This window comes from Gemmatimonadaceae bacterium (genome assembly GCA_035633115.1).
Classification (GTDB): domain Bacteria; phylum Gemmatimonadota; class Gemmatimonadetes; order Gemmatimonadales; family Gemmatimonadaceae; genus UBA4720.
In genome coordinates this window covers 16,315-37,424 of sequence record DASQFN010000116.1, presented here as the reverse complement: position 1 = coordinate 37,424, position 21,110 = coordinate 16,315, and the positions used below count along the sequence as shown (strand labels likewise).

Annotated in this window: 17 protein-coding genes; 9 read left to right on the top strand and 8 right to left on the bottom strand. The window is 59.7% G+C overall.

Annotated features, from left to right (window positions below):
• The 4 genes from VES88_17990 to VES88_17975 all read left to right on the top strand — a co-directional run.
• Positions 1-237, top strand: a 237-nt coding sequence (locus tag VES88_17990; GenBank protein ID HYN83375.1) for a hypothetical protein, incomplete at its 5' end; no start/stop codon positions are given.
• A 3-nt stretch (positions 238-240) separates the two neighbouring features.
• The gene (rpoC, locus tag VES88_17985) at positions 241-4,530 is read left to right on the top strand and encodes a DNA-directed RNA polymerase subunit beta' (protein ID HYN83374.1); all 4,290 of its coding nucleotides are present in this window, start codon (positions 241-243) and stop codon (positions 4,528-4,530) included.
• 164 nt (positions 4,531-4,694) lie between these two features.
• Positions 4,695-5,042: a DUF5674 family protein gene (locus VES88_17980; protein ID HYN83373.1), complete on the top strand. Its 348-nt coding sequence runs from the start codon at positions 4,695-4,697 to the stop codon at positions 5,040-5,042.
• Positions 5,039-5,377: a hypothetical protein gene (locus VES88_17975; GenBank protein HYN83372.1), complete on the top strand. Its 339-nt coding sequence runs from the start codon at positions 5,039-5,041 to the stop codon at positions 5,375-5,377. The genes VES88_17980 and VES88_17975 overlap by 4 nt, the downstream gene beginning before the upstream one ends.
• A 59-nt stretch (positions 5,378-5,436) precedes the next feature.
• Here the strand turns inward: VES88_17975 and VES88_17970 are convergent, their stop codons facing one another.
• Positions 5,437-6,297 (bottom strand): hypothetical protein, encoded by an 861-nt coding sequence (locus tag VES88_17970; GenBank protein HYN83371.1) that lies wholly within the window; start codon positions 6,295-6,297, stop codon positions 5,437-5,439.
• Between the two features lie 140 nt (positions 6,298-6,437).
• Here VES88_17970 and VES88_17965 point away from each other — a divergent pair, with 140 nt between their 5' ends.
• Together VES88_17965 and VES88_17960 are read left to right on the top strand one after the other, a co-directional pair.
• Positions 6,438-6,935, top strand: coding sequence for a hypothetical protein (locus VES88_17965; GenBank protein ID HYN83370.1), 498 nt, complete (start codon positions 6,438-6,440; stop codon positions 6,933-6,935).
• Between the two features lie 178 nt (positions 6,936-7,113).
• Positions 7,114-8,508: a 1-acyl-sn-glycerol-3-phosphate acyltransferase gene (locus tag VES88_17960; protein HYN83369.1), complete on the top strand. Its 1,395-nt coding sequence runs from the start codon at positions 7,114-7,116 to the stop codon at positions 8,506-8,508.
• 16 nt (positions 8,509-8,524) lie between these two features.
• On the opposite strand, the gene VES88_17955 is transcribed toward VES88_17960, so the two are convergent.
• Both VES88_17955 and VES88_17950 read right to left on the bottom strand, forming a co-directional pair.
• Entirely contained in the window at positions 8,525-9,751 is a 1,227-nt protein-coding gene (locus VES88_17955) for a L,D-transpeptidase (GenBank protein HYN83368.1), read from the bottom strand.
• A 13-nt stretch (positions 9,752-9,764) separates the two neighbouring features.
• Positions 9,765-11,552 carry a hypothetical protein gene (locus tag VES88_17950; GenBank protein HYN83367.1) on the bottom strand — a complete coding sequence of 596 codons (1,788 nt, stop codon included), beginning with the start codon at positions 11,550-11,552 and terminating at the stop codon, positions 9,765-9,767.
• Positions 11,553-11,909: 357 nt separating this feature from the next.
• Here VES88_17950 and rpsL point away from each other — a divergent pair, with 357 nt between their 5' ends.
• From rpsL to VES88_17935, 3 genes are all read left to right on the top strand, one after another.
• A complete protein-coding gene (rpsL, locus tag VES88_17945) occupies positions 11,910-12,308 on the top strand; it encodes a 30S ribosomal protein S12 (GenBank protein HYN83366.1) in 399 nt (132 codons plus the stop codon).
• Complete coding sequence (gene rpsG / locus VES88_17940; GenBank protein ID HYN83365.1) at positions 12,309-12,779, top strand: 30S ribosomal protein S7; 471 nt, start codon at positions 12,309-12,311, stop codon at positions 12,777-12,779. It abuts the gene before it with no gap.
• A gap of 974 nt (positions 12,780-13,753) precedes the next feature.
• Positions 13,754-14,995 carry a hypothetical protein gene (locus VES88_17935; GenBank protein HYN83364.1) on the top strand — a complete coding sequence of 414 codons (1,242 nt, stop codon included), beginning with the start codon at positions 13,754-13,756 and terminating at the stop codon, positions 14,993-14,995.
• A gap of 104 nt (positions 14,996-15,099) precedes the next feature.
• On the opposite strand, the gene VES88_17930 is transcribed toward VES88_17935, so the two are convergent.
• Genes VES88_17930 through egtB form a run of 5 tightly spaced genes read right to left on the bottom strand, consistent with a single transcriptional unit; the run spans position 15,100 to position 20,973 of the window.
• Entirely contained in the window at positions 15,100-16,719 is a 1,620-nt protein-coding gene (locus tag VES88_17930) for a glycine betaine ABC transporter substrate-binding protein (GenBank protein ID HYN83363.1), read from the bottom strand.
• Positions 16,716-17,465 (bottom strand): ATP-binding cassette domain-containing protein, encoded by a 750-nt coding sequence (locus VES88_17925; GenBank protein HYN83362.1) that lies wholly within the window; start codon positions 17,463-17,465, stop codon positions 16,716-16,718. The genes VES88_17930 and VES88_17925 overlap by 4 nt, the downstream gene beginning before the upstream one ends.
• Positions 17,452-18,675: a glutamate-cysteine ligase family protein gene (locus tag VES88_17920; protein ID HYN83361.1), complete on the bottom strand. Its 1,224-nt coding sequence runs from the start codon at positions 18,673-18,675 to the stop codon at positions 17,452-17,454. The genes VES88_17925 and VES88_17920 overlap by 14 nt, the downstream gene beginning before the upstream one ends.
• The gene (gene egtD, locus VES88_17915; protein ID HYN83360.1) at positions 18,675-19,670 is read right to left on the bottom strand and encodes an L-histidine N(alpha)-methyltransferase; all 996 of its coding nucleotides are present in this window, start codon (positions 19,668-19,670) and stop codon (positions 18,675-18,677) included. The genes VES88_17920 and egtD overlap by 1 nt, the downstream gene beginning before the upstream one ends.
• The gene (gene egtB / locus VES88_17910; protein HYN83359.1) at positions 19,654-20,973 is read right to left on the bottom strand and encodes an ergothioneine biosynthesis protein EgtB; all 1,320 of its coding nucleotides are present in this window, start codon (positions 20,971-20,973) and stop codon (positions 19,654-19,656) included. Before egtB ends, egtD begins: the two co-directional genes overlap by 17 nt.
• Between the last annotated feature and the right edge of the window lie 137 nt (positions 20,974-21,110).

The window sequence follows — 21,110 nt, the reverse complement described above, 5'->3', positions numbered from 1 at the left end:
ACACTGCAGGAGATTCTCACCGTCAAGTCCGACGATGTGAACGGTCGCAGCCGCGTTTACGAGGCGATCGTGAAGGGACAGAATCTGCCTGAGCCGGGAATTCCCGAGTCGTTCAACGTCCTCGTGCAGGAATTGAAGGCGCTCGGAGTGCACGTCAGCATGGGGGCGAACGCGACCAGTGGATATGGTCTCGGCAACAGCCCCATGAGCAGCAACGGGAACGGGAGCGAGGAGTAATGCATGATTGATTTTCGCAGCTCGCGCGAGACGCGCGCGTCTTCATTCGATTACATCCAGGTCCGCATCGCCTCACCCGAGGAGATGCGCGGTCCGAAGGATCCCAAGGAGCGGGAGCGGCTGGAGATGCAGGGCCTACGCACCTGGTGGTCGTGGGGCGAGGTTCTCAAGCCCGAGACGATCAACTACCGCTCGTTCAAGCCGGAGAAGGACGGCCTCTTCTGCGAGCGGATCTTCGGTCCGGTAAAGGACTGGGAATGCCACTGCGGCAAATACAAGCGCATCCGTTATCGCGGTGTGATCTGCGATCGCTGCGGCGTCGAGGTGACTCTTGCTCGCGTTCGGCGCGAGCGCATGGGCCACATCGAGCTCGCCGTACCCGTCGCCCACATCTGGTTCTTCAAGACTCTTCCGAGTCCCATGGGGAACCTCGTGGACCTCACGCTCCGCGACCTCGAGAAGGTCATTTACTACTCGAATTACGTCGTCATCGAGCCCGGTGAGCAGGAAGTAACCCAGAACGAGCTGCTCGACGAGGATCGGTATCTCGAGCTGAAAGCGAAGGCAAGGGACGAGGGCGACAACGCGTTCCATGCCGACATTGGAGCCCCGGCGGTGCGTGAGCTGCTCAAGCGCATCGACGTCGACAAGGCTGCCGACGAGCTCCGCGCGGGTCTGGTGGACGAAGGCTCGCAGCATCGGAAGAAGCAGATGCTGAAGCGTCTCAAGGTTGTGGACGCGTTCCGCAACTCCGGCGACCAGGGCAACACCCGCAACAAGGCGGAGTGGATGATCATGGACGTGATACCGGTAATTCCGCCGGATCTTCGTCCGCTCGTTCCGCTGGACGGCGGACGCTTCGCGACGTCGGACCTGAACGATCTCTATCGTCGCGTCATCAACCGCAACAACCGTTTGATGAAGCTCATCTCGCACCGCGCGCCGGAAGTCATCCTGCGCAACGAGAAGCGCATGCTTCAGGAAGCCGTCGACGCGTTGTTCGATAACGGTCGTCGCTCGAAGGCAATTCGCGGCCGCGGCAAGCGTCCGTTGAAGTCGCTGTCCGACATGCTCAAAGGCAAGCAGGGCCGGTTCCGTCAGAACCTGCTCGGCAAGCGCGTCGATTATTCCGGACGTTCGGTGATCGTGGTCGGCCCGGAGCTGAAGCTGCACCAGTGCGGGCTCCCGAAGGCGATGGCGCTCGAGCTCTTCAAGCCGTTCATCATTCACAAGCTCGTCGAGAAGGGAATCGCCGAGACGGTGAAGCGCGCCAAGAAGATCGTCGAGAAGGAATCACCCGAGGTGTACGAGATCCTCGAAGAAATCATCCGCGACCATCCGGTGCTGCTCAATCGTGCGCCTACTCTGCATCGACTGGGAATCCAGGCGTTCGAGCCTGTGCTCGTCGAAGGAAAGGCCATCCGTATTCACCCGCTCGTGTGCGCGGCGTTCAATGCCGACTTCGACGGCGACCAGATGGCAGTGCACGTTCCGCTTTCGTTCGAGGCGCAGCTCGAGTGCCGTCTGCTCATGCTGTCGTCGAACAACATCCTCAAGCCCTCGGACGGACGTCCGGTAGCGGAGCCGAGTCAGGACATCGTGCTTGGCTGCTACTTCGCGACCAAGGCGCCGGCGGACTTCGACAAGCAGATCAAGACCGCGCGCCGGTTCAGCAACGTCGCCGAGGTCGAGATCGCGCTTGCCCAGGACTACGTGAATTTCCATACGGCGATCAAGTACTGGGTGAACGACATCGCTGGTGGAAGATGGGTCGACACGACGGCGGGTCGCGCGATGTTCAACGCGATCATCCCGAAGGAGATCGGCTTTCAGAACCACGACATGAAGAAGAAGGCGCTGGGAGAGCTGGTGTTCGAGTCCTATCGCAGGACCGGCCTCACCGGCACGGTGCCTTTCCTCGACCGGCTGAAGGATTTCGGGTTCCGCAACGCGACGCGTGGTGGAATCTCCATTGGCATCGAGGATCTCCACATCCCCGAGGAGAAGGAGAGTCTTCTTCAGGATGCGACCGAGCGGGTCGAGCGCTTCCAGCGCGCATACCAGACGGGCAACATCACGAACGGTGAGCGCTACAACAAGGTGATCGACACGTGGACGCACGCGAACTCCGACATCGCCGACGCGATGGTGAGCGCGATGCGGAAGTCGAACGACGGATTCAATCCGGTCTTCATGATGTTCGACTCCGGGTCACGCGGATCGCGCGACCAGATCCGTCAGCTGGCCGGTATGCGCGGACTGATGGCCAAGCCGCAGAAGAAGCTCACGGGAGGAATTGGCGAGATCATCGAGAGCCCGATCAAGTCGAACTTCCGCGAAGGTCTGTCGGTGCTCGAGTACTTCATCTCGACGCACGGCGCACGTAAGGGTCTGGCGGACACCGCACTCAAGACTGCGGATGCCGGTTACCTCACGCGGCGGCTGGTTGACGTTGCGCAGGACGTGACCATTACCGACGAGGATTGCGGCACGATTCTCGGACTCGACGTCGGCGCTTTGAAGGAAGGTGAGGACATCATCGAGCCTTTGGCCGAGCGTATTGTCGGCACCGTGGCTGCTGAGGACATCGAGGATCCGCACGAGACCGATCAATCGGGTCGTCGCACGCTGCTGGCGGAAGCAGGTCAGCTCATCGACGAAGACATGGCGCGGGCAGTCGAGGATTCCGGAATCGAGACGGTTCGCATCCGGAGCGTTCTCACCTGCGAGGCAAAGCGCGGGCTCTGCCAGATGTGCTACGGCCGGAACCTGGCCACCATGGGAATGGTGGACAAGGGAGAAGCTGTGGGGATCATCGCGGCGCAGTCCATCGGTGAGCCGGGCACGCAGCTCACGCTGCGTACATTCCACATCGGTGGAACGGCAGCTCGTATCGCTGAGCAGACTACACGCAAATCGAAGGTGGAGGGAACCATCGAGTACAGCGACCGTCTGGTCACCGTAACGAATGGCGAGGGCCAGCAGATAGTCACCTCGTATGAAGGTGAGCTCACGATCCGCGCGGCAAGCGACAACAAGGTCGGAGCGCGGCTTCAGGTTCCGCTTGGAGCAACGCTGATGGTCAGGGACGGCGAACTCGTGAAGAAGGATCAGGTGATCTTCAGCTGGGATCCGTACAGCAACCCGATCATCTCGGACGTCGAGGGAGTCATCAGGTTCGTTGACCTTGTACAGGACGAGTCGATGTCGGACGAGCTCGACGACCTGACCGGCCTTCGTCAGACCGTCGTAATCGAGGACCGCGAGAAGAAGCTTCACCCGCACATCGAGATCTGGGAGACCAAGGGTGCGAAGGAAAAGCGTCTGCGCGATTTCGTGATCCCGGTTGGGGCGCAGCTGACGGTGAAGGATGGCGAGCGCATCACCGCTGGAACCATCCTCGCCAAGGTGAGCCGCGAAGCCTACAAGACGCGCGACATCACGGGCGGTCTGCCGCGTGTCGCCGAGCTGTTCGAGGCGCGCAAGCCGAAGGATCCGGCGACCGTGACCGAGATCGACGGTGTCGTGAGATTCGGCGACATCAAGCGCGGCAAGCGTGAGATTTTCGTCACGCCAATCGCGCCGGATGGAACGCCAGACGCGACCGCCGAGCCGCAGCTTTACGAGGTTGGAGCAGGGAAGCACCTTCGCGTGCACGAGGGCGACCGCGTGCGCGCCGGTGACCGTCTGTCCGAGGGTCCGGTGAATCCGCACGACATTCTCCGCATCAAGGGGCCGCGCGCGGTTCAGGAGTATCTGCTCAACGAAGTGCAGGAGGTGTATCGCCTGCAGGGCGTGAAGATCAACGACAAGCACATTGGCGTGATCGTGAGGCAGATGCTACAGAAGGTGCGCGTGCTCGAGTCGGCTGACACGCCGTTCCTCGAAGGCGAGCATGTCGACAAGCAGACCTTCCGCGACGTCAACGAAAAGACCAAGAAGCGGAAGGAGGATCCGGCGACTTCGGAGCCGCTGCTCCTCGGCATCACGAAGGCGAGTCTTACGACGCAGTCGTTCATCTCTGCGGCGAGCTTCCAGGAGACGACGCGGGTTCTTACCGACGCGGCGATCCGTGGAGCGAGGGACGAGCTGATGGGGTTGAAGGAGAACATCATCATCGGCCACCTGATCCCGGCGGGTACGGGCATGTACCGTTACCAGGAAGTGGACATCGAGGGTGCGCCACAGCCGCCGCTGCCGGAGATTCTTCCGGAGCCGAGCATCGCGGAGATTCTCGCAGACCCGGATCTGGAGGAAGTGACAGCACCAGCGCTGGCGGACGACGAGCTGTAAGTCGGCTTCGTGTGATGGAAATCGGGGGGAGCAGAAATGCTCTCCCTTTTTTCGTTGTGCGCCACGCATGGATTCATTGATCAGGAGGTGAAAGACCTCCGCGAAGGAAACCCCGCGAGCGCGTGTATATTTCACAGCGGTATCGGCCAAATTGCCCAAGTCGAATGACCATCGAAATTCTGAAAAGCCCCACCTCGCGCTACCAGGTAGCGCAGCTCGCTCGCGATTCGTTCGGCGAAATGATAAAAGGCGTGGTCGATGTAAGTCGCCGAGTGATCGCGCTTGGTGGCGAGCTGCACTCCGACGAAGAGAGCGCTCTGCTCGACGACGGGTCCGTGCAGAACGACCTCTGGGGCATCAATCTTTACCCGGCCGAGTCAGGAGAGAATTGGATCGAGTTCGACTCGATGATCAACATTCGCCCGGCACTGAATAACCGCTCGCGCGACGTCGAAGACGAGAACCTGCGGGAACGGATTCGTGAAGTAGTGACAAAGCTGATTCCTGAATGACGAGCGTGCGTCACGAAACACTGTCGGCGGGCCGATGGCACCGTCTGTCGCTCAGCGAACAACTGGGCAACGCCGGCAGCGAGGTCGATCGGGCAATTCGAGCGTGGCGCGCCGGTAATACTGCGCGATTTCAATCCGCCGCAGATCGTGCGCTCGAGCTTCTGGATCTGACAGCGCAGGACGACCGGTGGCGCGGGCACCGGCGACGCGAGATTCTGCGCGCGCGCGCTGAGTTTTGCGCGCTGTTCTGGGACGAGCCCGTTTCGCCGAGCTCGGCCGAGTCGTTGAGCAGATACTTCCTGCACTTTGCATCCCGCGCGCGCCGCGCACGCTGAGCGTGCCGCTGGGATCGAGTCAGCGCTAGCTGGATTCTGAGGGACGCCCTGTTCCTTTGCTATCGCAGCATGCCGACTGCGACGCTGAGGCCATACGCGGGCGAGAACGTCTCCAGCCCTTTGATCCCTTCGAGACGGATCCACGTCCGATCGCCAACGCGCAAGCCGAGCCTCGCCTCGCTCAGGTCCTCAACCCCGCGACGCTCCTTGTGCGTCGGGCCGTGTGTCTGTCCGACAACCACTAACGAAGGTTTGACAATACCGCGCTCGTACTCTGCGCGAGCCGAGTAGAGCAGCAGGTCATCCTGCTCGAAGGTGGAATCCCGAGTGGCGGTGATGCCGAGGCCTGCCTCGAGGCTGACCGAGAGCGATCGGCGACGGGCGTGACCGACGATCGTGGCGAAGAAGTCGGTTGCGTCACGGTCCAGCCCTGTCCTGTTGTCAGTCGTCGGCAGGCGCGTCCCAAACCGTAGCAGCGCTCCGACCGGGTGACGCAAGGGAGTCAATCTGACCCCTGTTCCGATGGTGTACTCTCCGGAGTCATGCCGTCGGCGATTCCGCGCGGGAAGCACACCTGGGTATGGCGGGCCGAATCGCTCCCGCTCGGCGAAGAATCGTACAGCTGTGCCGCTGGCAAGAATTGCGAACCGCCCGCTGGTCCACGCGAATGACATCGTCGGAACTTCCCACAGATCGCCCTTCGTTCCAGCCAGGGAGGCTCGTTGGCCCTGGTACCTCGCAACGCGCGAGTCTGCCGCAATCCTGACGTCTTCCTCGAAGACGCGCCACGAGAACGGCTCCAGCGGGCGCAGTTGCGCGCCCGCTGGAGCATTTGCGCCGCATATCGCGGCGAGAGTCAGCGCGCGCACCATACGCCGGCAGGTTAACGCATGGCCGTGCAGAGGGATGGGTGAGCTCAAGATCCGGGAATGGAATCGAATTTAAAGCCCCTTGCAAGGGGGTCCCTTTCAGTCCTACGTAGGTCTACGTATGTGATCCCGAGTTGAGCCGAGCTAGTCTTCCGCTCCCCGGTATTACTGACCCCGAAGCTGGAGACACAATGCGAGTTGCCATGAGAATGCTCTGCCTGATGACAGTCTGCCTCGCTTTCCCGGCTGGCGCCCAGGACCTTGCCTCGCTGCAGCACGGAGTGCGAATCCGCGTTCAGCCGACCGTCGGCGACAGCAGGACAGGCACTTACATCGGCGTGAGCCGCGATTCGCTCCACTATATGAACGAGAGCTCCAAGTCAGTCTCGGCTGTGATTCCAATGGATCAGGTGAAATCCGTTCAGGTCAGCGCCGGGCGGGGCCGGGGACGCGGTCTCCTGAGAGGTGCGCTCATCGGTAGCGCAATCGGGCTTGTCGGTGGCGCGATCCTTGGAGCGGCAACTTACAGCGACAGCGGTGACGGCTGGTGCATCATTGCCTGCAGCCGCGGAGAAACGGCTTTGTTTTTCGGAGCTCTCTTGGGCACGGGTGGCGCCATCGCGGGGTCCATCTATGGCGGAATTCAGGGATTGGAAACTTGGAGGCCGGTTCCGCTTGGACGGGAGTAGGAGCGCGTCAACTCCTCACTCGGTTACGGCCCGGTCGGGGTAGCCCTACCTTCGAGTGCGACGATCCGGCTCGACCGATGCCTGGGTTGACTGGAAAGCATCGAGCCGCCAGCTGGGTGATGCGCCTCACGAGGAATTAACTCGCAGCGTCATCCGCTGTCGCGCATCTTCTCCACCGATGCTGTCCAAAGGGATCCGTCGCTACTTCAACCGCACCGCAGTTCGCTCTGTACGGGAGCGCGGCTCCCGCGTGGACAAGTTCAAGCTTGCCGAGAAATCGAGGGTTCGCGAGATCCTTCTGACGAATCCCGAATTGACACGTGCTGTCGCGGCGCATGCGGCGGCTCACGGGCTGTCGTCGGACAAAGTCTGGTCGCGCGTCGAAGAATACATCGCCGAGATCATCCCTTCGTTCAACATTCTCGCGTACTACAGGTTCGGCTATGTCCTGAGCCGCTCGGTTCTGAATTTCTTCTACAAAGTCTCCGCCGAGCACCACCCGGCCTGGAGCGGCAAGCCGCTGCCTCGAAACGCGATCGTGATCTACCTCATGAATCACCGCTCGAACGCCGACTATCTCCTCGTCGGCTACGTGCTATCGGGCAAAGTGGCGATCTCGTACGCGGTTGGCGAATGGGCCCGCGCATTCCCGCTGGAATACATCTTCAAGTCGTTTGGATCGTACTTCATCCGCCGCAAGTATCGCGAGCCCCTCTATCACTCCGTCCTCGAGCATTATGTCCAGCTCATTACCCGAGAGGGCGTAACCCAGGGGATTTTTCCCGAAGGCGGACTCACGCGCGACGGCAAGCTTCGTCCGGGCAAGATCGGTCTTCTCGATTACATGCTTGGTGTTGCGCGCGACGAAGGATATCGAAATCGCATCTATCTGGTGCCGGTCGCCATTAACTACGACCGCGTACTCGAGGATCGGACACTCCTCCGCGAGCTCGCGCGGTCGGAAGGTCATCGGCAGACGCCGAAGCGGAAGCAGCTTTACGAGGTCTCGCGGTACGTGTGGTGGAATACCGCGCGAATGGTATTCAGGCGGTGGAAGCGGTACGGGCGCGCGGCCGTGACTGTCGGTGAGCCGCTGCAGGTCGCTCAGTGGTTCGATGAGCTGCACAGGTCGGGCACGAATCTCTTCGACCTTTCCCGGCATGCCCGCCTGGCCGAAGTCCAGTCGCTGTGCGATCAGATGATGTCTCGCATCGGGGCGATCATACCTGTCACACCGGTGCCGCTCGCCTGCGCCGCAATTCAGTCACTGGACAGCGACTTCGTGTCCCGCGAGCGACTGCTCGCTCGTATGTCCGAGATGAGGGACGTGCTCCTCGAGCTCAACGCGCGTGTAATTCGCGCGGAAGGAGAAATCGACGAGATCTTCGAACGTGCGTGGAAGATGCTTCGCATGCGAAAGATTCTCGTCCGCTCGGGCGACGGTTACGTGGTTCTTCCAAAGAACCGTGGATTGATCAGCTACTACGCGAACAGCATCGCGCACCTGCTCGGGCCATTCGAGCAGGGGGTGCGCGAAAGCGATGCACTGCCGTCCAGTCGCATCGTCACGTAGCTATCGTGCGACGCGACTATTGAAACTCCACCGGCGTCCCTGCCCGGATCAGCGAAGCGAGACGGTCCGCATCCCAATTCGTCAATCGCACGCACCCGTGCGAGTTCGTGTAGCCAATAGTCTCCGGCGAGGACGTACCGTGAATTCCGTAGTGGGGCTTCGACAGCGCCATCCAGACGACTCCGACGGGCGAGTTCGGGCCGGGTGGAAGCTTTGCCTTGGGCTTGGTGTCGGGCACTTCCGCAAAAAGAGCAGGCTGATAGTGGAATGAGGGCTCGCGGGAAATGTTCGTCACGCGAAAGCCGCCGGTGGGCGAAGGATCGTAACCCGCGCCAAGCGTCGAAGGGAAATGGGCGACAATCTTTCCGGATGCGTCGAGTACCTGCGTCCAGAAGCCTGTCTTCGATATGACGATCCTCGCGGCCCTCTGTGCAGCCGTATCGCGCGTTGCAGCATCGTCAATCGGCGTCTCGACATTCGGAACCTGAAGCGTCATGCCGGCGGCCAGCGCCTTGAGGTCGACCTTGGGATTCAGCTGTCGCAGCATCGCCTCGCTCGTATGGAACTGCTCGGCCAGCTGTTCGGCGGGTGAGCTGTAGCAGAGGCACTTGAGCTTCGCCTGCTCGTAGACGTCATCGGGAATCGGGAGGAATGGTCCTTCCATGTCATCCATCGTCACTTCATGTGTCGTAACGAGCGGAGTGGTCTGCGCTGCAGCCGCGAGCCTGTCGTATGTTGCCTTGTCGAGCGACTTCGTCACCGCCGAGTCCATTCCGTTCGCGGCACGGAAATACCTGAGAGCCTTCGCCGCATTCTTCCCCCACGTGCCGTCGATTATTCCCGGCGAGAATCCGGCGCGGTCGAGCATCACCTGAAGCTGAAGCACCACCGGGCCCCGGTTGGGGATGGCCAGCGGGAATTTGCGGGGAGGGGCGACAGCAGACTTCGCCGTGATCTGCGTGAACGCGGGATCGCTCGAGAACGGCGGGAGACTATCCATCTGTGCGCCGAGCCCGGCAGTGTCGAGCGAGTAGACGTTGTACCCGGGCGCGGAGATCTCGATAGCGTCGACGCCGCCAGAATTCGTCGCAACGGCCGATGCCGACGCTGCCGCTGAATCAGCCGTAGCCTTCTTCGATGCGTCTGATTCTTCGACGATGCAAGCCGCGGCGAGCAGGGCCACTGTCGCCAGGAGTGTCAAGCGCGCGAGCCGCCCGGCGGCCGAGGATCGATTGTTTTCCATGCTTCCGAACAGTTCAAATTTGGGGCCGCAAAGCGTTTCCTTCCAAGGTTTCAGGAAGCAAGCAGGTGATCACCAGATCATCCGCATCATCAGACCATCTTTTTCTCCTGGCAAGATCGGGATCGAATACCTCTGTCCAGAACCCACTGCTCCTGAGACATTCGTCAAAAAGCGGCTTCGCAAGATTTTCCCAGTAAAGGCGATTGTCGTAGTTCCTGTAACCCGTGGGCTGCCTCCAACGTTGTTGATTCTCTGTGTAAGGCATCTCTTCCGATTCGAGCTCCTCTTCAGGGAGGCTTGCAGCATACGGAATACTCGCCCATTCAGGAGTGTTTTTCTCGATAATATGGCGGTGGAAAGGGTTGGCTACTTTCTCGAAATTCGGGAGCGAGAAGGACGCAGAGATGTAGTCGGGATTGAGAAAAGGCGTAATAACCAAACCAGTCTTTGCGCTGTGTGAGCCCGACACCAGGCGTCTGTTTCGCTCGTAAAGATAGAAAAAATCGAGGCGTTGAAGCCCTTTGAAACCGTATTCGTCGGCTTGAGCGTAAGCGTCAGAGATCATGTCTCTGACGCTGTCACGCAGATGCTCCCGCGTGAATCGAGGCATATGCTCCATCATTCTTTCGACAAAACGGCTTTCCTGCTTTAGAGCCTCGGTTTCCGTGTCCCACTTCGTCGAATAGAAGCCACGTCCAATCTCGCCATGCTTCCCGCTGAGTTTAGGGGAACCCCTGCCGAGGTGTTTATCCTTTTTGCCATTCAGAAACAGTTTGTGTTTCCTTGTGACGCGGTACCCTGCTTCCCACAGTAATGCCAGTGAAATACTGCGACGGCAATCGTCCAGATTCTCGGGAGGCAAACCGCCGGAACTATCAATCTCGAGGTCCAGACCCCCGATCTTAGCCAGCTCGGATGCGACGATAACATCAGGACGGCCAGGAAGCCCCGTGACCTTACCAGTGAACTCCAATCCCAGATATTTCAGTGACGACGCGACGGCTCTGCTATCCCATCCTCCGGAAAGCAGGAGTGTTGGCTTTTTTTTCCATAGAGGAGCCACCGACTTGATCACGCTCAGCAACGAGGATCGCGCCAACTCGGCCAGATCTTCCCGAGATTTGTGATCCGGGATGATCCACTCTCTCAAAACGTCGTGCGTGGCTCTGGTTATTCCATGCGTAGAGAAATGCAGTTGTGTTCCGGGCCCAACAAATCTCACTGATTTATAGCCGCTCGTATTCTTTGGAAACCAGTTGAGAGTCCATCGTGCTGCCCACTCTTCAGCCACTGGCTCGAGCGAAATGCCAAGAGCCTTCAACGCAAAGAGCCGATTGGTTACGGCGAAGAGTCGCCCTTTTTCGTATTCAAACAGCTGGGCTTGTCCAAGACCATCGTTCTGAACGAATGCTTCGCCAGTGAGCTTGGAGCACCACGCCAGAGAAAAAGGCGGAGCCAATCTGCGCAGGAGCTGAAAAGGATTCGCCTGCAGGCTCCGTCCCAGGGCAGGAAGGATGCTGGAAAAATCCTTCTCCTTTGCGGAAAGTGCGGCGCCGGCATTGACGGGATAGTCAGGAGCAACGGCCCAATTTTCCTCGTCTTCCTGAAAAAGTGGCGCGCTCCAGCCGCGCATAGGAAGCTCGAGATACACCATGGCCGTTGCAGAATTCTGACGGATTGTCAGTTCAAGGGACCCGGAAAAAAGAGGCGCAAAAATCTGCTGCAATTTCGTAGCGACTTGATCCGGCTCGAGCCGATCGTCCGGTGTCCGGCGCCACATCAGGAAAATGTTTGCCGCCATTGTTAACGAGCCACAGATGAGCACGGGGGAGGCGCCTGAACACGGATAATTGCGGAACAGAATCGGTGTCTATTCGCGTTCATCTGTGGTTACAGTTACGAACTGAATTGAACAACTGTCGTCAGGGGCGTTAGGTCCGTGAGCGAGCGTCGATCGGTTCCGTGCCTTCGGACAGTTCAAATTCAAGGCCGCGAAGGGCGCTCGACACCGAATGATCCGAGCTTGTAAGATCAGGCCACGCCTCGACTTCCACACGAGCTACGCTCGCTGCGTGACTTGACGCTCCCTCGCTGGGTGTCTAACTTTAAAGGCTGTCCAGCCCTCGATGAGGGATTTTTTTTAAACCCAGAATCGTTAATGCCGACTATCAACCAGCTCGTCCGTCAAAGCCGCCGCGACGTCCAGAAAAAGGAAAAAGCGCCGGCCTTGAAGTCCAATCCGCAGAAGCGTGGAGTTTGCACCCGCGTTTACACCACCACCCCGAAGAAGCCGAACTCAGCGCTGCGCAAAGTCGCGCGCGTCAGGCTCACCAACGGCTTCGAAGTCACCGCGTATATTCCGGGCGAAGGCCACAACCTGCAGGAGCACTCGATTGTGCTCATCCGTGGCGGTCGTGTTAAGGATCTGCCCGGCGTACGCTACCACATTGTGCGCGGCAGCCTCGACGCGTCGGGCGTGAACGGTCGGAACAAGAGCCGGTCGAAATACGGCACGAAGAAGCCGAAAGCCGCGGGAGCCGCGGGAGGAAAGAAGTAAATGAGCCGCCGCAAGAAATCCGTCAAGCGTACAATCCTTCCCGACGCGCGCTACGACAGCCAGACGGTGTCGAAGTTCATCAACGCGATCATGTACGAAGGGAAGAAATCCACGGCCGAGCGCATCTTCTACGGCGCGATGGACCTCGTCGAGAGCCGCACGAGTCAGTCCGGTGTCACCGTCTTCAAGCAGGCGCTCACGAACCTCAAGCCGGCAGTCGAAGTGAAGAGCCGCCGAGTCGGTGGCGCTACATATCAGGTTCCCGTCGAAGTGCGTCCGGATCGGCGTACAGCCCTCGCGATGCGGTGGCTCATCACATTTTCCCGCGGGCGCAACGAGAAGTCGATGGCCGAAAAGCTCGCCGCCGAAGTGATCGCCGCTTCCAAGGGCGAAGGGAATGCGATCAAGAAGAAAGAAGACACGCACAGGATGGCTGAGGCAAACAAGGCGTTCGCGCATTATCGCTGGTAGGTCCGACAGGATTTTCGTAACTCAGCGCCCCGCCTGGCAATAGACTGCCAGGCGGGGTGTCCTTCATCTGGGGCTAGCTCGCTGGTGTGCGTTCATGGTGTCCATTGCATAGCCGATGGCTGACATCCGATCTTTCGTCATGTAACGACGCATCAGGGAGATCACAATGAGAGGATGGACGCTAAACGTCTACTTGCTCAGCGCGCTCGTTTTTGTCGTGGGGCTTCTTGTTCAAGTCTTTCTCACGGGGATGGTCGTTGTGGCGACACTGATCGATTGGTCTGCACACCGACTTGGGACACTACCTCGGGCTGCCCGTGTTCATCATGCTGATCGTTGCCTACGTGGGTAAGTTCCCCAGCCGGACGAAACGGTGGACGTGGCTTCTGTTTGGCATGTTCATCCTTCAGGCTGAAATCCTGATTTTTTTACGCGCATCGGTACCGGTATTGTCCGCCCTCCATCCCCCGCTGGCGTTAGTCGAGTTCGCGCTGGGCGTTATGTTGATAGGCAAAGCGAGAGCCTTTGATAGAGAGTGTGTCGCCGCGGTGAGATAGGGCTCAAGTCCCGAGTTTAGTGGCGAGGCGGCGGAAGCTCGACGGCTCTGCGCTAAGCTGCGTGATCCACCTCCGGTTACTCCAGCAGTGAAACATCGACGTATCCGCAGTCGCCCCAGCATGAGCGACACTTGCAACAATTAAATCAACGAGACAGTGAGATTATTTGAAATTCTCATACTGTTAGTCAATTTGCTTTTCTTCCTTCGGCCATTCTTCGGGAGAAACGACAAAGCTCGCTGGACAAAAACACTTCTCGGTTTGGCGGTGATCGCTTCCATCCTTCATTTCTCATTCGAAGGATACCGTTGGCAGATGGTGCCCGCATATCTGCTTACGGGTTTGTTGTGCCTCATTACAATCAGGCGCACGGTCCGGCCAGGTGTACGACCCGCTCGAAGATGGCGGGTGATCGTAATGGGTTTCCTGGGAGTCTTGTTCTTTGTTGTTGCGACGGCTCTCCCGTATCTCTTTCCAGTTTTCACCCTCCCGGAGCCTGCGGGTCCTCATAAAGTGGGCACAGTCTCTTATCATTTTACTGATAGTTCGCGTTCGGAAGTTTACACATCAGATAGCGCAGATTATCGGGAATTAATGGTTCAGTTCTGGTATCCTGCTGATCCAGCAGCAGGTGCCAGGACCGGGCTTTACAAACCCGATGCCGATGTGGAAGGGATCGCGATGGCAAACGCATTTGGTGGTCCATCCTTCATCTTCGATCATCTCAAGCTCATCCGTTCTCATTCTTTCGCGGAAGCACCCGTTTCAAAAAAACAGCAAAGTTATCCGGTGATCGTGTTTTCACACGGTCATGCGTACTTCGCCACGCGCACACAAAACACCATTCTCGCCGAAGATCTCGCCAGCCATGGCTACATTGTCGTTGGCATTGATCACACATATGAGTCCACTGCCACAGTATTTCCAGATGGACGAATCGTATGGGTGGATACCGGCCTTGTTGCGTCTCGACGCCGAACTCGAAAAAAGGGCCCTGTTCGAGATTCACTTCTTAACGTACTTGCTCTTTCAAAGAATCCACTTGAACGGTCCAATGCAGCGAACCAGCTCAGGGAATTCAATGGATTGTTTGAAGAAAGCATTCCAGTCTGGTCAGCGGATGCCCGATTCGTCTTAAACCGAATTGAGCTCTTGAACACAAACGCGTTGACCCCCTTTGCGGGAAAAATCCATCCGACAAAAGTTGGTATAGTAGGGATGTCTTTTGGTGGCGCCAATGCGGCTCAGACCAGCAGGCTGGACTCAAGGTTCAAAGCTGGTATCAACATGGATGGCTTCCAGTATGGAGATGTTGTGGAGGCAGGCCTCGATCAACCTTTCATGTTCATGTACAGTGAATCGAATGCTGATATGAACAATTTTGCTTACGGGCAATTCAGAAATACAGTTTACACGGTCAAAATTCGGGGATCCAACCATTCCAATTTTTCTGAGCTATCCCTGATAGCACCGGTACTCAATCAATTGTTTGCTGGCTCAAAGATCGACAGTCGGCGGTGTCTAAAGATCATTAACAGCTATGTATTGGCTTTCTTTGAAAGACATCTCAACGTCAGAAACGCACAATTGTTGGATGGTCCCTCTATCGAATACCCGGAGGTCGTGATAGAGACTCGGAAATCCAATGACGTGCGATGAACTGAATAAGCAGCTTGGCAGGTGGTCTCGCTGCTTCGGTGGCCGGCTCACAGAGCGCGCCCAACGCGAGTGGTGAGGTCGTGCGGACAATCCCGTATTGATCGTCAGCCCTGCATCCGCTCTCTGAATCGCTCCGCGGCCGCGTGACGTAACGGCGCGGGAGTTGTCACCCGCTCGACAATGGCGAGCAGCGCGTCGACGACAAGCGCCAGCGCCGCTGCGGGCAGTGCGCCCGAGAGAATTAGCCGCGTGTCGGCGAGGGCGAGACCCGTGGCAATCGGCTCGCCCAGCCCGCCCGCACCGATGAACGCCGCCAGAGTAGCGGTTCCTACCGCGATCACTGCCGCAGTCCGAATGCCGGCGAGGACCGTCGGCGCGGCGAGAGGAAGACGCACCTGCCGCAGAATCTGGGAGGGCGTCATGCCGAGCGCCCGTGCGGCGTAGACCGCGGTGGGGTCGGCGTCTCGCACTCCTGAGTACGTGCTCCGCACGATCGGATACAACGAATAGAGCCAGAGCGCAACGAGCGCCGGCCATACACCGATGCCAATCAGAGGAATCATGAACGCCAGCAGCGCGATGCTCGGGATGGTCTGAAGGAGACCGATCGCACGTATCACGGGCTCGGCGGCCCGGCCGGCGGCGTCAAGCCACAGCCCGAGAGGAATCGCGACAAGCATTCCCGCGACGAGGGCGACCGTTACAAGCATGAGATGGCGTACTACCGCTGCCAGCAGTGTTTGCCGCTGACTCCACATGTAGCCGGCGAACGAGCTCGATGCGGCACTGGTTGAGGAAGGCGAAACGACAGCGGCCCCGGCGATGAGTCCAAGCTCCTGAAGCGCCGAGCGAGCGATGGCATCCACGGGCTCGCGATCAACTTCCAGTCTCGCATTCAGCCTGCGCATCGTCTTCACGTCGAGCCGGTCGCTCAGCTCGACTAGCGCTGCGATCGCGCGCGGGTGATTGCGGTAGAGTCGTCCGCTGACCAACGCCGCAGCTTCATACGGCGGAAAAAATCTCTTGTCGTCGCGCAGGACGACGAGGTCGTGCTTCGCAATGAATCCATCCGTCGAGTAGCCGTCGATGACGTCAACCGCACCTGAAGTGAGCGCCTGGTATTTCACGGCCTGGCCGAGCGGCCGCACGCTCCTGAACGACATTCCGTACGCCGATTTCAATCCGGGAAGTCCGTCTTTTCTTTCGATGAAATCCGCCGTCAGGCCGGCCGTGAGACGTTGCGCTACGCCTGCGAGATCAGTGAGAGTTTCGAGAGAGTATTGCTCCGCCGTTTGCCGGCGCACGGCAATCGCGTAGGTGTTCTCGAATCCAAGGGGAGGCAGCCACCGCACTCCGTACCTCCTCGGGAATTCACGCGCGACGCGAGCGAAGACAGCTGCCGGATCATTTTGCGGGGGTTCCTTCAGTACGGCGAGCAGTCCTGTTCCAGTGTACTCGGGGTAGACGTCGACAGCACCGGATCGGACCGCCGAGAAGGCAACCTCTGTCGCGCCGAGCCCCGGCCGTCGATCGACGGTGAATCCACGGCGCTCGAGAAGCTGCGCAAATAGCTCGGCCAGTATGAATGACTCACCAAACGGTTTGGATGCGACCACCACAGGAGAACCCGCCTTCGCCGTCTGCGCGCGAACCAGCGACGGTGGAAGCACTGCGGCACTCAGGAAGAGCAGTGCGCGCAACACTTGCCCCAGGGTCCGGATCATTCCTCGTCTTCCACGTACGCCAGCAATTGCCGGACATATTCGGTTGCTGGCGCTCCACGCAGCGTCGGCCCGTCCGCGACCTGCTCGAGCTTCCCTTCGCGCAGAACGGCGATTCGATCGGCAAGAAACAGCGCTTCCCGCAGATCGTGCGTCACGAGCACAGTCGTCGGCCGCGCGGCCTCGCGTATTTGTTTGAGCTGACGCTGCAGCTCAGCGCGGGTGATGGCGTCGAGCGCACCGAAAGGCTCGTCGAGCAGAAGGAGTCTCTGTCCCGCGGCAAGTGCGCGCGCTAAGGCGACTCGCTGCTTCTGCCCACCGGAAAGCTCGTGAGGCCAACGCCCGCCGATCGCCGCCGCGTCGAAGCCCACCGTCTCCAGCGCACGCGTTGCGCGCTCGGATGCGTCAGGCATTCCGGACAGCACAGGTACAAGCGCGACATTCCGGCTGACGCTCCAGTGAGGAAGAATTCCGCCTTCCTGTGGCACGTAGCCGACCGACCTGCGCAACGCTACCGGATTGACGGAGCGCGTGTCTCGCCCGTCGATTGTTATCGTTCCGCTGTCGGGGTCGAGCAGCCGGTTGATGCAGCGGAGAAGTGTGGTCTTTCCCGAGCCGCTTTCTCCAACGAGTGCCAGACATTCACCGGGCGCCACCGTGAGCGTGACTCGCGCGAGCGCGGCCACATCTCCGTAACGCTTCGAGACGTCGTTTACCTCGAGGGCGGCACCCGGCTCAGGTTCGGTCATCGCCGGGAGATCTTCCCTGACGCGTGTACCGGTCGAAGAAACACACTGCCGAGTCCACATCGGCGGCGGAGATGTACCGGTCGCCGAGCGATTCACACCCGGCGATCGCGAGATTTGTCAGCTCGATCGCCTTTTCACGAATCGCGGGATCGGCCAGCCCCGCGCGACCTGCAGTCTCCAGCGCCCTGGCGTTGGGCGATCCGAGAAGGTCTGCTGCGGCGCGAGATGTGTCTTCGTCGTAGACGAGGCCGACGACAAGCGAGATGGCTGCAGCCAGATGCTCCGGAGAAACCGCGTCTGCCGAGCGAAGCTCGAAGTAGCCGCGCGGACGCACCTCGGGAAAAAGAGTGCTCAGGTGAAACTTCCAATCCTCGAGCGTTGGACTTCCCGTATGCATCCACTCGGAAAATGAGGGATAGCGCTCGCCGTTCCCGTGCATTATTGCGCCTGCCTCCAGGGCGAAGTCGAGATAGGCAGCGGCGGGGTTGTCCTCATCGACAGGCAGGCCGGTACGCGATGCATCGAGGGTCCGCCACAGGTGAGCCCGGTAGCTGCGGTGACCTGTGGCCTGGCCGGCGTAAACGGCGGAGGAAGCGAAGATCGCGGTCACGTATGGCGCAAGCGAGCTGAGAAGCGCCCAGCGCTCGTACGGTTTTGGGCCGCTCTCGACGTTGATCTGCAGCGACGCTGTTTGTCGCATCATCCGCGCACCGGATTCGCCGATAGAATCGAAGTAACGCGCCATGCGCTCGTATCGTGGCCGGTGCTGCTGCAGACTCACATCGGCGATGTCGTTGTAGGGATCGACGCCGACAGCCTCCAGAACCATTGCGTCACGCTCGAATGCACTCGTCAGAAGTTCCGAAGTGCAACGCAGATCGCGGATCAGACCGGATGCAGCAGGAGATATCGCGCTGCTGATCTCGATCTGACCGCCTGGCTCGAAGGAAACGCGTCCGCCGTCAGGTGTCGACCAGGAGGGAGGATCGCCAGCGGAAGCCCTCTCCAGCCAACGAGCGTACCGTGCAACGCGGCGAAGCACCGGCAGTGACTGAAGTCCGCTCAACGCCGCGATAGAAACCGGCTCGCCGCTCTCGGCACCGAATGGTATCAGCTCCAGCTCGGCACCCACTCCCATCGGGTGTGCGCTGCCAGAGGATGAAAAAAGCGATTCCACGCTGGCCAGCAGCGTGCTGCGGTCGAGACGCATCAGAGTGCTGTCCGCACGGGTCCGCCGAGAGCGAGAGCAAACAGCTCGTCCGCGTCCGTGATCCACCGTTCGAGGCGAAGACCTGCCCGCTCAAAAAGTGATTCGACGCTCGGCCTGTCGTATTTGCAACTCAGCTCGCTTCGAATCGATTCACCTTCCAGGAACCGGACGCTGCCAATCTCGGGGATCAAGACCGTCTGATCGCGATCGGAATCCAGGTGCATCTCGACTCGGTGACGATCGCGATCGTAGAAAGCGCGATGCCTGAACGCGGACAAATCGAAGTTCGCGCCGAGCTCCCGATTGAGGACGCGAAGGATGTTGAGGTTGAATTCCGCGGTGACTCCCGCCCGATCGTTGTATGCTGCCTCGATAAGCTCAGGGTCCTTGCGAAGGTCGGCGCCAAGCAGAAGCCTGTCGTCCGGGCACATCTGTGCGGCAATTCGACGCAGAATGCGAATGGCTGATTCCGACTCGAAGTTTCCTATTGTACTGCCCAGGAACGCGAACAGTGTCGGTCGCTCCAGCCAGGGAAGCTTCAGCTGGCGTGTGAAGTCTCCAACCGCCGCAGTGATCTCCAGCTGCGGGTAAATCTCGCGAAGGCGTGTAGCAGTTTCCTCCAGGAAATTCCTGCTGACATCCACCGGCACATACTGCTCGCCAGTCCCTCCGGTTTGCATCGCATCGAGAATGATCCTTGTCTTGGTCGCGCTGCCGGCGCCGAGCTCGACGAGCGAGCGAGGCCGCACGCTCGAGATGATCTCCGCTATCCTGGCAAGCAGAAGCGTGCGTTCGCTCCGCGTGAGGTAGTACTCCGGCAATTCCGTGATGAGCTCGAAAAGCTCGGAGCCCCGATCGTCGTAGAAGTACTTGGGATCGAGCTCCTTCTGCTCCAAAGCCAGTCCGCGGGCGACATCGCGAAGGAGCTCGCCGCGATCGATGCGCGCGGTGGTCGTGCGCGCGGCGATATCTGCAGAATCAGGCGTCGGCGGCACAGCGGAACCCACTGAAGATTTGCCGTCTGATTGGATAGTCCCAGTTGCGGAAAGTATTACGAATTGCGCCAGCGCGTGTTGCCCAGGAGCCGCCTCGCAAGACCTTGTACTCGCTCCCGAAGAACGGCTCCGAATACTCCCGGTACGGAAAGCTCTCGAATCCCGGATAGCCGGTGAAATCGGAGGAGGTCCACTCCCAGACGTCGCCGATCATGCCATAGCAGCCGCTCGCCGAAACATTTCCGCGATAGGCACCCACCGCTGCGGTATCGAACGACAACTGGTCGACGTTCGCGTCCGTGCTTGTTGGCGGCTCGTCACCCCAGGGGTAGAGTAAAGCGCCTGCACGTCCGTCCCATGACGCCGCAATTTCCCACTCGGCCTCGGTTGGCAATCGCTTGCCCGCCCATCTCGCGAAAGCGTCGGCTTCGTGATACGAGACGTGACACACCGGCCGCCGCTGGTCAACTGCTCCTGTCCGGTCCATCGTTCGCACCATCCACGTGTCACCGTCGTGCTTCCAGTAACCTGGTGCCGACGCTCCACTTTCAGAGAGCCACTTCCGTCCCGCATCGCTCCAGAGCCGCGCATCGCGATAGCCCCCGGCGGTCATGAACTCCATGTAATCGCCATTCGTCACGGGCGCCCGAGCGATGCGGAAGGATGAGACGTCGACACCGTGGCGCGGACGCTCGTTGTCGTACGCAGCGGACCGGTCGTCAGTGCCGATTGGATATTCACCGGCCGGAATCGGGACCATGTCGGTCAATTCGCTCTGGTCCACAATGATTTCCGGGACCGGAGTGCGGACAGGCGGATGATATGGCTCGCCGAGCTTGAGCTGCAGCGTCTGAAGAATGGTCTCGTTGTGCTGATACTCGTGCTGCAGAACCATGTGATAGACGTACCCGCCCGATAACAGCGGATTCGGATCGTCGAGGTTTACTCGGGAGAGTCGCGTGAGGGCTTTTTCACGGATCGCCTCGAGCTTCTCGCGCATCGTCGCGAGTGCCGGGAGCGGGAGCTTTGCACGCTCGGCCCGCGGGTGCTCGAAGGGGTTATAGATGCCCGGCATCTCCGAGAACTCGATTGTACCGTCGAGGTTCTGCGTGAGCCACAACTCCTCGAAGTGGGCGATGTGGCCGAGGTCCCACAAAATCGGGCTCATCAGTGGATCGTGCTGCCGATGAAGATCCTCATCGCTCAGCCCGTCCACGAGCAGCATCGTTCGCTCACGCGCCTCCGTCAAAAGACTGACGATGGAAGCTCGAGGGTCGGACGGTGGGAAGGGCAATGCGCTCATGGGATGGAAGAGTTGAGACTCGCGCCGGGAGGAATCTAAACGCGGTTACGCATTATACGCTCGCGATCTCCCCGCCGGCTCTCATCAAAAGAGATTTCCGTTAAGGGTGCCCCTTTACCCGTACCCGTAGCCGCACC